The sequence below is a fragment of the Moraxella sp. CTOTU48717 genome, assembly GCF_032057165.1.
GTDB classification, from domain to species: Bacteria; Pseudomonadota; Gammaproteobacteria; order Pseudomonadales; family Moraxellaceae; genus Faucicola; species Faucicola tetraodonis.
The window spans coordinates 1-12,058 of sequence record NZ_DAMBBC010000033.1 but is presented as its reverse complement, the minus strand read 5'-3'; the positions used below and the strand labels follow the sequence as shown (position 1 = coordinate 12,058).

12 protein-coding genes are annotated in these 12,058 nt (G+C 43.9%); 4 read left to right on the top strand and 8 right to left on the bottom strand.

Annotated elements, in window-relative coordinates; translation table 11 throughout:
• Positions 1-6: 6 nt before the first annotated feature.
• From RT084_RS12245 to RT084_RS12225, 5 genes are all read right to left on the bottom strand, one after another.
• The gene (locus RT084_RS12245; RefSeq protein WP_313100304.1) at positions 7-132 is read right to left on the bottom strand and encodes a hypothetical protein; all 126 of its coding nucleotides are present in this window, start codon (positions 130-132) and stop codon (positions 7-9) included.
• Positions 133-624: 492 nt separating this feature from the next.
• Complete coding sequence (locus tag RT084_RS12240) at positions 625-1,029, bottom strand: thiol-disulfide oxidoreductase DCC family protein (protein ID WP_007117339.1); 405 nt, start codon at positions 1,027-1,029, stop codon at positions 625-627.
• An 18-nt stretch (positions 1,030-1,047) separates the two neighbouring features.
• Positions 1,048-1,983 (bottom strand): TIGR01777 family oxidoreductase, encoded by a 936-nt coding sequence (locus tag RT084_RS12235; protein WP_312385491.1) that lies wholly within the window; start codon positions 1,981-1,983, stop codon positions 1,048-1,050.
• Between the two features lie 48 nt (positions 1,984-2,031).
• Positions 2,032-2,496, bottom strand: coding sequence for a hypothetical protein (locus RT084_RS12230; protein WP_201665014.1), 465 nt, complete (start codon positions 2,494-2,496; stop codon positions 2,032-2,034).
• A 22-nt stretch (positions 2,497-2,518) separates the two neighbouring features.
• Positions 2,519-3,037 carry a GbsR/MarR family transcriptional regulator gene (locus RT084_RS12225; RefSeq protein WP_312385486.1) on the bottom strand — a complete coding sequence of 173 codons (519 nt, stop codon included), beginning with the start codon at positions 3,035-3,037 and terminating at the stop codon, positions 2,519-2,521.
• A gap of 210 nt (positions 3,038-3,247) precedes the next feature.
• Here RT084_RS12225 and RT084_RS12220 point away from each other — a divergent pair, with 210 nt between their 5' ends.
• Positions 3,248-4,069 carry an enoyl-CoA hydratase/isomerase family protein gene (locus tag RT084_RS12220; protein WP_007117335.1) on the top strand — a complete coding sequence of 274 codons (822 nt, stop codon included), beginning with the start codon at positions 3,248-3,250 and terminating at the stop codon, positions 4,067-4,069.
• Positions 4,070-4,121: 52 nt separating this feature from the next.
• Here RT084_RS12220 and RT084_RS12215 read toward each other — a convergent pair whose 3' ends face one another.
• Positions 4,122-4,856, bottom strand: coding sequence for a glycosyltransferase (locus RT084_RS12215; RefSeq protein WP_312385484.1), 735 nt, complete (start codon positions 4,854-4,856; stop codon positions 4,122-4,124).
• 185 nt (positions 4,857-5,041) lie between these two features.
• Between RT084_RS12215 and RT084_RS12210 the strand changes: the two genes are divergently transcribed.
• Positions 5,042-5,854: an NRDE family protein gene (locus RT084_RS12210; protein WP_313100300.1), complete on the top strand. Its 813-nt coding sequence runs from the start codon at positions 5,042-5,044 to the stop codon at positions 5,852-5,854.
• Between the two features lie 68 nt (positions 5,855-5,922).
• Here the strand turns inward: RT084_RS12210 and RT084_RS12205 are convergent, their stop codons facing one another.
• Both RT084_RS12205 and ompR read right to left on the bottom strand, forming a co-directional pair.
• Positions 5,923-7,005, bottom strand: a complete 1,083-nt coding sequence (locus RT084_RS12205; protein WP_312385480.1) for a CobW family GTP-binding protein — start codon at positions 7,003-7,005, stop codon at positions 5,923-5,925.
• 60 nt (positions 7,006-7,065) lie between these two features.
• Positions 7,066-7,839 (bottom strand): osmolarity response regulator transcription factor OmpR, encoded by a 774-nt coding sequence (gene ompR / locus RT084_RS12200; RefSeq protein WP_239741383.1) that lies wholly within the window; start codon positions 7,837-7,839, stop codon positions 7,066-7,068.
• A 556-nt stretch (positions 7,840-8,395) separates the two neighbouring features.
• Here ompR and RT084_RS12195 point away from each other — a divergent pair.
• Together RT084_RS12195 and menA are read left to right on the top strand one after the other, a co-directional pair.
• Positions 8,396-10,945, top strand: a complete 2,550-nt coding sequence (locus tag RT084_RS12195) for a Tex family protein (RefSeq protein ID WP_313100297.1) — start codon at positions 8,396-8,398, stop codon at positions 10,943-10,945.
• Positions 10,946-11,029: 84 nt separating this feature from the next.
• Positions 11,030-11,962, top strand: coding sequence for a 1,4-dihydroxy-2-naphthoate octaprenyltransferase (menA, locus tag RT084_RS12190; RefSeq protein WP_312385475.1), 933 nt, complete (start codon positions 11,030-11,032; stop codon positions 11,960-11,962).
• Positions 11,963-12,058: the final 96 nt, after the last annotated feature.

Sequence of the window (12,058 nt, the reverse complement as noted above, 5' to 3'; positions counted from 1 at the left end):
AGTCGCTCACTGCTCGTCATTGGGCAGTGCTTTAATTATTGGGTTTGGTATAAGTCCTAGGCTTGTTTTTCTCTTTGCCATGCTTTGGAATTCAGAATGATTAATGATACGCTGAATTTGTGCCTCATCCATGATAACGCTCCTTGTAAATGAATGAAAAAGACAACTCATTGATGATTGATTCAACAATCAGTGTCGAAACTGACAAGGAAGATAGCGATTGGGTGACAATAACAGTAGACAAAAATATGGTGAAGCAAGTCCGCTATGCTAAACGTAATAGATTGTCTTAAATGATACAAACAATCTCATCTTCCTGATTAGTTGCTATTATTAAATGAAAATTGTTAAAAAATCTAGCTATTTTTTCTCAAACTGTAAAAAAATTGTAGAATGTTAGTTGAAAATTAGTGGCAACGTTATCAAAGCACCCAAAGTTAATAGTAGACATAACTTGATACTCATAATCCTGACTAATAATAATTGTATCTAATAATGATTGCACTTAATTATAACTGTAACGCCCAATGACCAGTAAAAATTATCAAGCTATCCATGATAGGTAAATCGTTGAGAATAGATGAATCATTGAGCGTACATACCGCCATTCAAACCAAATGGCATTTATTTGCCTCGTGTTCTACACATACCGTCTTTGCAGTCTTCTGCGACTTTACCATAGGCAAGTTGTGTCATCCAGTTGGGTACACGGTTGCGATGTCGCGCAAAAACAGGGTAAATCATATCACTGGCTTGTTTCACCACAGGCCATTCAAACACGGTTGCAAATGGCAGTTGTGCGGTTTTGTACAGCAGTCGTACAGCATCCATGCCTTTTTGCAAGTTCCCTTGTTTATCTCGCACACACAGATAAGTCATCGCCTCATCTTCGCTAATACCAAATTTGGCAAGTTCTTCCCGTGCGTCATTAATCGAAACGATGCGAATGGCGTCAGGTTTTTTTTCTGCCATATGCAAGGCTTCGGTACGGCAGACAGGGCAGGTATTATCATAGTACATGGTAATCATATTAACAGTCTCCGAAGATTAGCTTTTTAGGGCATCTAATACGGTCAAGTCGTTAAATTCAAAACCTTTATTCAGTAACGCTGTAGGCACAACGCGTTGCCCATCCAACAGTAATGTCGACATTTCACCAAACATGGTCTTGACCACAAAGGCGGGCAGGGTCATCACAGTAGGGCGGTGCAACCAAGTGCCCATCGCATCGGTAAATGCAGCATTGCTAATAGGCGTTGGATTGGTCAAATTGTAAATTTGCTGAGTGGGCAGCGTGTGAGTCAGGTTTTGTTCAATGATAAAAATCACCGCACGCACCCAATCAGTACGGCTAATCCAGCTCATGATTTGCTGACCATTGCCAAGCTTACCACCTGTGCCCATTTTAAACGGGGTAATCAGTCGCCCAACCATACCTCCCTCGGGCGCAATCACCACCCCTGTACGTACAATCGCAACTGGCACAGCGTCTGTTACAACACCTTGGGCAGTCAAAGCCAGCTGCTCCCATGCCTGACAAATTTCGTGAGCGAAGTCGGTTTTTGTCACGGGGCTGGTTTCATCAAGCGCGGTTGGGTCGTTTTCATGTTGGATACCGTACCAACCGATGGCTGAGCCGCTAATCAATAGTTTTGGCTTGTTGCCCATTCGCTCAATATAGTCAATTACCGCTTGTGTAGGTTTTAGTCGACTATCAAACAATTCTTGCTTACGGGCATCCGTCCAACGGCTGTCGGCAATACCCGCACCCGCCAGATTGATGATGACGTCATACGTCTCATTGGTGCTGGCAAGATCGTCATAGCTAATAACGTCATCTGCGATATTTTTGGTTTTCTCTTTTTCTACAGAACGAGATACCCAAGTGACTGAAGCAGTGTCACCTTTTACGCCATGGATTTTTAACGATTGCGTCAACGCTGTGCCTAAAAATCCTGAACCGCCTGTGATAAGTATTTTCATGATTTATTTCCTTTTTTCTGTCAAAACTGAAATTTATGGGTAAAATTTTTAGCTTTTTGGTAAAACCAATTTGCCAACGATTACACTACTTAAACCGCCAACTATTGCAAGTCTGCCGTTAAACACCAAGATGCCTGACCATGTTACTAGAGTATTAGAAGTAAATAATCTATTAATATCATGAAAGGCTATTACAAAGATAAAAAATGTCACAAAACAGCCAATAACAAATAATCTAAAATATTGCCAAACGCTAGAAAGTACTATTTTTCTCAAAACTATGATAATGCTCGTTAGTATTGAAGGAATAAATCCGAATAAAGTGCCAAACGCTATGGCGGCTAACATAGCCAGAAAAAAGTTATTGAGTCCACCGTGTTGCCAGCTATGGCGGCTAATTGTCTCGTTTATTGGGAAAAGCATTACACCAATCAAATGTATCAGACCGCCAATCCCACCGCCAAATAGAGCATAATAGGTTAAAACTTTGCCAGTCGGATATGTTGCAGTCATTGTCCCAATCCAGCATTTCCCATCATTTCAAAAACTTCTGAATCGTCGCGCCAAGTTTTAAGATACGATTGAGTGTAGTGGACGAAAGTTTTAGCATCTCGTTCGCCCAACTCGTCAGCGTATCGACAAATTGGTGAGTGTCTTTAATCCGTTGTTGTACATCTTTGCTTTCTATGGCAAATTCTGGCTCATTGATTAAATCCGCCAAGAATCCAACCGTCGGCGCAAGCTCTCGGCGATAGCGTTCTTCGACAATCACCTTAGCCAATTCCCACACATCCGTGCCCGTGGTGAAATAATCGCGTCTATCACCGAGCGTATGTACGGTTTGTACCAGATTTAAGCTCTGCAATTCCTTGATACTATTGCTCACATTTGAACGCGCCACGCCTAAGGTTTCTTGGATTTCTTCGGCATTCATCGGCTTGCCTGCCAAAAATAACAAGGCATGAATCTGGGCAACGGTACGGTTTACGCCCCATTTATTGCCCATTTCGCCCCAGTGTAAGACAAATTTTTCCATGGTCGATGTGAGTTGCACTTTTTAGCCTTATATGTAAGTCAATCAATTTTTAATTATTTTGAGCTTTTTATATATTTCTGTCAATACAGAAATTTTGAAAATTGTAAAGATTTTGTGGTTGGGTTTGGATTGTTGACCTTACAAGTCGCGTTTTATTTCCCAAAAAAAAATAATTTCGGTAAGATGAAGTGGTTCATTGTTTTTATTTCTTTGGTATAAGGATGACCCATGACGGCAACCCAAACACAACAACCCACCTTTCAAAAAGTCACGTATGATGTTGCAGATAGTGTTGCGACGATTACCCTCAATGATCCAGCATCACTCAATGCGCTCAATAGCGTGATGAAATCGGAGCTTTATCAAGCCCTTGATTACGCACAATACGACACAGCCGCCAAAGTGATTGTCATCACAGGCGCGGGCAAGGGATTTTCTAGCGGTGGTGATATTCGCGAGATGCTATCAGGCGCAGATAACCGCGAAAACCTACTGAAAATGTCGCATAGTCTGACCATTGGGATTGCGGATATTACGCGCCGTATCCGCAAAATCAGCAAGCCGATTATCGCGCGTATCAATGGCGCGTGTGCGGGCGCAGGCATGAATATCGCGTTAGCGTGTGATTTTCGCGTCGCCAGTGACAATGCTAAATTTTTACAAGCCTTTGTCAATATCGGGCTAGTGCCTGATGGGGGTGGTATTTATCTGTTATCTCAGTTGATTGGTGCTGCCAAAACCACTGAGCTTGTGATGTTAGGTGAGCAAATCACCGCGCAAAAGGCAGAAGATTTGGGACTGGTGAATGCGCTGGTGAGTCAAGATGCGCTGGATGCGGCAGTGAAAAAACTGACTGATCGCCTCACAAGCTTGCCAACCTTGGCACTGGCGGCAATGAAGCAATCGATTAATCAAGTGGCATTTGCAGGATTGGATATCGCGCTAGACCAAGAGGTAATTTACCAAATGCAAATGGCGACCAGTGAAGACTTTAAAGAAGGGATTACCGCCTTTATGCAAAAGCGTCCTGCTGAGTTTAAAGGGCGATAAAGCATAGGGCAAGCTCCTAAAAACCCTGCAAAAAATAGCGTCACCACCGACGCTATTTTTTTTGCGTACCATAATGCCCAAACTGGTAGCGGATTTTGTTATCACGGATTTCACCAACAAAGAAACGATATAAATTGGCGTGAAGATATTTCCAGCCTGTATTAAAATAGCCATCTTGCTGCAAGCGGCGTGGGTCAAAGCGAAAGGTGAGCGGTAGCATCTGATAGCGGGTGATTTTTTTGGCGCGATTGACATAGTCACAATCTTCACACAAAGTTATAGACTCATCAAACCCACCCAATTGCTCATGCACGGATTTACTGGAAAAAATACACGCACCCACCGCCGTTGGCGATAAAAATTGGCTAGCAAAAATACCTATGTTAAACAGCAGATAACCCACTGTAAACCAAGGTTTTAGGTGGTCAGCATTCATATACACGCCGGCTACTTTCAAGGATTTTTTATCCAATAATTGACTGGCTTGTTGCAAAAAGTCTGCATCCAACCGCACATCGGCATCTAGGAACAGTATTCGTTCATTTTTGGCTAGGCTTGCCCCTGTATTACGACCCAAGCTGACGCCACGTTTTGGCATTTTATGTACGCTTATCGCGGGCAACTGATGGCGAAAACTGGCTGCAATTTGACAGGTGTCATCTTCGCTGTTGGAATCCACCACAATGACTTCAAAATTTTGGTAGCTTTGCTGGGCTAAGTCACGCAAAATATTACCGATACGTTCGGCTTCGTTTAGGGTAATAATCACGATGCTAATTGGCGTCATAAGCTTATTCACAAGGGCAACAATCGTTTAAAACGGCAGTTTTTTAGATTTTTTATCATAAATGAACAATATGACGATTTGGTGATTGCCAAAAAAGTTTTGGCTGCTAAGCTAGGGCATGAGTAATCGAGCTGATGCAAGGTCCAATGGGCGATGGCATGGTAACAAGTTAGAAGGAATAAAGTATGTGCATTGTGGCGTTGGCTTGGCAGCTGTTTGAGGATAAACCCCTGGTGCTATTATCCAATCGCGATGAATTTTTGCAGCGTCCTACGCGCGCACTACATGAATGGCAATTGCCGAATGGAAAAAAAATCATCGCGGGGCAAGATGCGCAAGCAGGGGGCACTTGGTTGGGTATCGATCCTGTGCATGGGCGCTGGGGGGTGATTTTAAACTACCGAGAGATTATCAAAGATAAGCCTGTCTTTGCCACCTCCCGCGGTCAGCTAATCCTTGATTATTTAAGTAGTGAGTGGTCGCCGCTAGCTTTCGCAAGACAAATTGATTTGCCCTGCTATGATGGGTTTAATCTAGTCATCGGCGATCGGCAGCAAGCGGTGCTGCTCAATAATAAAGGGCATGGCATCGAGGTATTGGCAAAAGGCTTATACGTGTTATCCAATGGTCAACCAAATAAGGCATGGTTTAAGACGGAAAAACTGCGCAGGCGAGTACGACAAGAGTTATTGCCGCTGCTTGCTGGGCATGAGGATTGGCAAACAGCCAATTGGAAAAACGTGGCATTTGAGATACTGCAAGACAGTGAACGAGCGCCTATCACCCAGCTACCTGATACAGGTTTAGGTATGGAGACAGAATTGGCATTGTCTTCCATTTTTATTCCTGCCAATCGCCTCGATAAGCTGCTAGGAAGTAGCTATGGGACGCGCGTGAGTAGCTTGCTCACCATCACGCATACAGGGTTTGATATGCAAGAAAAAAACCTTGAAAATGACACTATCATCCGTATCACACATGATGTTAACGCCACATAATTAATGAAAAAAACAGCCGCAAAATCAAAAAAATAGACAATAAAATGGGCTATCTATTAACCATAAGCTTAACGGATATGCCCAAACATCATCATCAGCTCAGTATCGAGCCTATCGAAATCCAATTCGATAGTGTTATCCAAAAAAATCACTTCAATACGGTTATCGGTTTGTGGCTCACAGGCCACCAAATCGAGCGAATCAGGGGTAAAATTCATGGTTTGCCATTGCTCATCATGCGTATGTTTGATATGAACCACCGATTTGATACGTTGCCAGTTGGGCAGTGCTAACAACCATTCCATCAGCACAGTCATATCAATGGTCCAGTCGGCTGACACCCGCCAGCCGATGATTTGATAGCCGTTTTGCACATCATGATAGCGAAATGGCAAGTCATCATTGGCAGCTGTTGGTGATTGGGTCGGGTCGGCTTGGATAGTGGGTGGAGTAGGGGACTGAGCAAAGCTTGTTAAGCTAATTTTTTGGTAATGGCTACGCTCGGCAAGCACTTGGCTTGATTGCTTGAGCGCTTGTTGCAATTGCCGCAGATTGTCTTCGCTCAGCGTTTGTTCTGCTTGCCAAATCAATTTTGCTTTAGGGTTTAAGCCGTTCATCCATGCGGTCAGTTGGGTTTTTTGGGTGTCATCCAACTCATGAAAACGATTAATCACCACTACATCACAAAACCGCACATGCGCTTGGTAGCCTTCATTGTCACGATAACGGCTATCTTGCCAATGACGCGCATTGACGATACTGATGGCGGATTTTAGCGACAGCGCAGTTTGCCAATGCGGTGCAGATAGCTGTTCAATCAGCTCTCGCGGGTGTGCAAGCCCTGTTGGCTCAATCCATAATCGGTCAGGTCTATACTCAGACGTCAAGCGAGCGAGCGCAATCTGTAGCGGCAGTTGCGAAGTACAGCAGATACAGCCACCAGATACTTGGCGAATCGCTAAATCATGGTCAGCATTACCCGTCAATAGCTTTTCATCAATACCGATTTGACCCGCTTCATTGACCAAAATCGCCCACTTTTCTTGGTGCTGAAAATGTGTGATACAGGCATTGATAAAACTGGTTTTTCCAGAACCTAAAAAGCCCATCACCAGGTGACAGGCTGTATTTACAATCAACGGTTTTATCATAACAATTTCTTAACTCTGTTAACTTGGCTTTTTTAATCCGCTCTTTTAAATAGTGCTTGTTTAGCTTTCTGCCCCATCGGGTACAAACACGTACCCCACGCCCCAAACGGTTTGGATATAGCGCGCTTGCGAAGGGTTATCTTCGATGAGACGGCGTAAACGCGATACTTGCACATCAATTGAGCGCTCCATTGCGCCCCATTCACGGCCGCGTGCCAGATTCATCAGTTTATCACGGGTTAAGGGCTCACGGGGATGTTGTACCAAAGCCTTTAATACACTAAATTCACCTGTGGTTAAGGTCACGATATTGCCATCACGTTTTAGGGTACGTGTTGATAAATCTAATGTCCATGAGCCAAATTCGACCACTTCCATTTGCTGACTGGGTGCACCTGGCAATTCACGCGTTTGCCGACGCAACACGGCTTTAATACGTGCCAATAATTCTTTGGGGTTAAAGGGTTTTGGCAGATAATCATCCGCGCCTGCTTCAAGTCCTGCGATACGATCGGCATCGGAACCTTTAGCGGTCAACATAATAATCGGGATATCGGAGTTTTCTGCGCGTAAGCGATGGCAAATACTGATACCGTCTTCGTTAGGTAGCATCAAATCAAGCACAATCAGCGAAAATAACTCGCGCTGCATCAATTTGTCCATTTGGCTACCATCATGCGCAGTACGTACGATATAACCATCGTCTTCTAAGAAACGTTGCAGCAAAGTGCGAAGGCGCGCATCATCATCAACGACCAAAATGCGCTGATTCATATCGCCGGCGGCTGATGGATTGGGGGTAGATTCTACAGTGGGGTTAATGTCATCACTCATTGATTATTTTCCTCATTTTTATCGTCGATATTCCTATCACCAATATTCCTATCATTAATGTTATTTTCACTCGAATGTTGTTTTCGCTACATAGTTTTCATAAACACCCAATTATTTTTTATAAAGGCTAAATATGTTCCATTAGCGTGTTAACCCTGATGGTTAGGACAAGCAATGTTATAAAATATATGGGTATAAAAATTTTTATTAAGGACTGATAAAGGTATTTTGAAACGATTGGTTACAACTTGCAAGCATTATCAATCTTATTATTTAGCTAAATTTGCGTGGTTATGCGGTTATTAAAGCAAAAAAATGTGTCGATTGCTGTAGTGATTTTGCTAAAAATGCGACGTTAGCTTGTAGGGTAGCCACCTATGATATAGTCATCAGTTAGCAAAATCTTAGTTTAGCAACAGGGGTATAATTGGCAAGGTAAAAATTCACTAAAGATTTTTGTTAAAATAGCGTTTACCTATTATCTTTTTGTATTGTTTTGTTATAATGCGTGAACTCTGAAGTTTTGAGTTCATCCTTATAAGTGTTAGGCAAAAATATGACTACAAACGTTACTGCCATTGCGGCTAATCCAGCGGTAGATGTACTCTCTGAGCAAGTCCAGCAAGCCATTTATCAAAAATTAGCTGCCAATCTTGGTATCAAACTCAACCAAATGATGGCATTCGTCAAACTCTACGATGATGGCGCGACGATTCCGTTTATTGCACGCTATCGTAAAGACCAAACCGGCGGGCTCGATGACATACAGTTGCGTAGTCTGGAAAAATCGCTCAGCTATGAACGAGATATGGCCATTCGCCGCCAAAAAATCATTGAGCTGTTGATCTCACAAAATAAGTTGACCGATGAATTAAGTGAACGCATCAATCAAGCGGCATCCAAACTTGAATTAGAAGACATTTATTTGCCGTATCGTCCGCGCCGCCGCTCATTGGCAACCCAAGCGCGTGAAGCAGGACTTGAGCCAATTGCCTTGGCAGTTTTAAATGACTCGGTAAGCCCAGCATCAGCATTATCAGATTACCAAGCACCAGCGCCTGTACAAGATGACAATGGCGAAGCCGAAGCGTCAATTTTTGAAGATAAAGAAAAACAGCTATCAGGCATCGGTGCCATTATTATCGATGAGTGGACACAGCAGCTTGACCTACTCGATAAACTGCGCGTCGGCTTTGGTAAAATCGCCCAAATTCATAGCCGTCTAGTGGGCGAGGAAAAACGGGAAGTCGGCGAAAAATACAAAGACTATTTTGACCACGCTGAAAGCTTGGCGCGTCTACCCAATCATCGATTATTAGCGATGCTACGCGGTCGCCAAGACAACGTACTGACGATTGCCATTGAAGGCGAGGATGCACCATTTATTGAGCAGATTAATCAGGCATTTAACTTAACGGCTGCCGAGCCTAGTGACCGTCAACAGTTTTTATTGTCACTGGGCAAAAAACTGTGGTTGGACAAATGGCGTCCGCATATTGAGCATCGTTTGCTCACAGAAAAACGCTTAACGGCTGAATCTGCAGCAATTGACGTGTTTGCAAACAATTTACAGCATCTATTAATGGCAGCGCCAGCGGGTCAAAAAACGATTTTAGGCGTCGATCCGGGTATCCGTCATGGCGTCAAAATGGCTGTGGTTGATAGCCTAGGTCATGTTGCCAAAAATAGCGATGATAGTTTTGCGATTGCAACGGTGTATCCATTTGCTCCAGACAATAAGGTCGATGAAGCCAAACAAACCATTGCAGATTTACTCAAAAATCACCATGTGCATTTAATCGCCATTGGTAATGGTACGGCTAGCCGTGAGACAGATGCTTTAATCAAAGAAATTTTGGCAGAACACAGCGCTCAAGGAAACGGCGATATCAAAGCCGTGCCTGTGGTAGTCAATGAGTCTGGTGCGTCTGTGTACTCAGCGAGCGAACTGGCATCGCAAGAATTACAAGAGCTTGATGTATCCATTCGTGGGGCAGTATCGATTGCCCGTCGTTTGCAAGATCCCTTGTCTGAGCTGGTTAAAGTCGATCCCAAAGCCATTGGCGTGGGTCAATATCAGCATGACGTCAACCAAACGCAGCTGGCTGATAGTTTAACCAAAGTCACGCAAGACTGCGTGAATGCGGTGGGCGTAGATGTCAATACTGCAAGTCCTGCGATTTTATCTTATATTGCAGGTCTCAATGTCAATGTAGCACAGCAAATTGTCAACTACCGCAACGAACATGGCGCCTTTGCCAACCGTGAACAGCTCAAAAATGTGCCAAGATTGGGTGCCAAAACTTTTGAACAAGCGGCAGGTTTTTTACGCATTCGTGGCGGTGATGAGCCGTTAGATGCAACAGGCTTACACCCAGAAAACTACGAGATGGTCAAACAATGGCTGGCCTCAACCGACAACAACCTCAACGATGTGCTAGGTGACGAGTCAGCGCTTAACAATCTGACCGCTTCACTTATCGCTGCCGCAAACGATGAGGTTAATGATGACGAGCAAGCAACGCTGAAAGCCGCTGCCATCAAACAAGAATTAGCCAAACCTGCCCACGATCCAAGACCGAGCTTTAAAACAGCGCAGTTCCGTGACGATGTCAATAGCCTCAACGATTTAACCGAAGGCATGACGCTTGAAGGCGTGGTCACCAATGTGACAAGTTTTGGTTGTTTTGTTGATGTTGGCGTACATCAAGATGGCTTGGTACATATCTCAGAGATGGGTAACGAGTTTATCGCCGATCCGTTAAATCATGTCAAACCAGGTGATATCGTCACCGTTCGCGTGATTTCAGTGGATGCCGAACGCAAACGCGTGGGCTTTAGCATGAAGTCAGACACCCCAATGGCAGCCAAACCTGCTGAAAAAGCCCCCGCTGATAAAGCAAAAAATACCAACCAACCAGTGGCTGGTACCGCGAAAAAACACGCAGACCATAGCGAGCGCGGCAGCAAATCAGCCAAACATTCGGGCAAACCCCAACGTAGTGACAAAGCCGCTAAACCGCAAAACCAAGCAGCCGACAAACCGCAAAAAATCGGTAGCTTAGGTGCGTTGTTGGCACAAGCAGGTCTAAAAAAATCAACATAAACCCCGCATCATTGGTAAACGGGCATCTAAATGGCTAAATCAATTTAGATGTTGGTATTTGTGATACAAGGTTTCGAGTGAGTGATGGTCAATTTTTTACAAGCATTTTGGCAAGCGACTCGCCCACGCACTTATCCACTAGCGGTGGCTGGCATCATAGTAGCCAATGCGTTGGCATACTCCCGTATTGGCAGCTTTAACAGCAAAAATTGGCAAATCTTTTTGCTAAGCCTTTGGGTTGCCTTAGGCTTACAGATTTTATCCAATTTAGCCAACGACTACGGCGATGGCATACGGGGTACGGATGCCCATCGACTCGACAGACAGACTGCCCAAGGGACAATCAACCCCAAGACCCTCAAGAAATTAATCATAAGTTGGGCACTGTTTATTTTCGGCTGCGGTATTGGCTTACTTTGGCTGAGCTTTAACAGTCTGACCGATTTTTTCACCTTCTTAGCATTGGGCATCATCGCGATTATCGCCGCAGTGACCTATACCATGGGTAAAAACCCCTATGGGTACAATGCGAAAGGCGAAATAGCAGTATTTTTATTCTTCGGCTTAGTTAATGTACTAGGGGGCGTGTACCTACAAACACAATTTATCCGCGTGATGGATATTATTGCTGCGGTGGTGATCGGACTGCTATGCACTTGCGTATTGATGATTAACAATATGCGGGATTTTGACACAGATACACGCGCTGGTAAAAATACCCTTGCCACCACCTTAGGCAAAGAAAGCATGAGCCACCTGTATCGGTTTATGTTGTTGGGTGCTTACTTTTTACTCATTACCTTTGTGACCTTGCGACAAAATTTTTATCTATTAAGCCTACTTGTTCTAATCTCTCCGATTGCGAAGCATCTTAAAATGGTTCGCCATTATAGTGATGAAAATATCCCCTCAAACGCACTAGCGCCAGAGCTAGCCAAAATTGTCTTAATTACCCTAGCGACCAGTATATTGATGAGTGTAAGCATTCTTATCTTTAACTATAAAAAACTAATTTGAAAATAAATCAAAAAACTTTTCGTAGTGGTATTGACAGGGGAAAAGAAAAGCGTATAATACGCACTCACTGGCAGCGACTACAGCCACAAACTGTAG

Bases quoted from the DNA above. Each gene is read 5' to 3' on its own strand.
- RT084_RS12220 (WP_007117335.1), top strand. From the start codon at position 3,248: ATGACGGCAACCCAAACACAACAACCCACCTTTCAAAAAGTCACGTAT.
- RT084_RS12230 (WP_201665014.1), bottom strand. From the start codon at position 2,496: ATGACTGCAACATATCCGACTGGCAAAGTTTTAACCTATTATGCTCTA.
- ompR (WP_239741383.1), bottom strand. From the start codon at position 7,839: ATGAGTGATGACATTAACCCCACTGTAGAATCTACCCCCAATCCATCA.
- RT084_RS12205 (WP_312385480.1), bottom strand. From the start codon at position 7,005: ATGATAAAACCGTTGATTGTAAATACAGCCTGTCACCTGGTGATGGGC.
- menA (WP_312385475.1), top strand. From the start codon at position 11,030: ATGGTCAATTTTTTACAAGCATTTTGGCAAGCGACTCGCCCACGCACT.
- RT084_RS12240 (WP_007117339.1), bottom strand. From the start codon at position 1,029: ATGATTACCATGTACTATGATAATACCTGCCCTGTCTGCCGTACCGAA.
- RT084_RS12195 (WP_313100297.1), top strand. From the start codon at position 8,396: ATGACTACAAACGTTACTGCCATTGCGGCTAATCCAGCGGTAGATGTA.
- RT084_RS12210 (WP_313100300.1), top strand. From the start codon at position 5,042: ATGTGCATTGTGGCGTTGGCTTGGCAGCTGTTTGAGGATAAACCCCTG.
- RT084_RS12245 (WP_313100304.1), bottom strand. From the start codon at position 132: ATGGATGAGGCACAAATTCAGCGTATCATTAATCATTCTGAATTCCAA.
- RT084_RS12235 (WP_312385491.1), bottom strand. From the start codon at position 1,983: ATGAAAATACTTATCACAGGCGGTTCAGGATTTTTAGGCACAGCGTTG.
- RT084_RS12215 (WP_312385484.1), bottom strand. From the start codon at position 4,856: ATGACGCCAATTAGCATCGTGATTATTACCCTAAACGAAGCCGAACGT.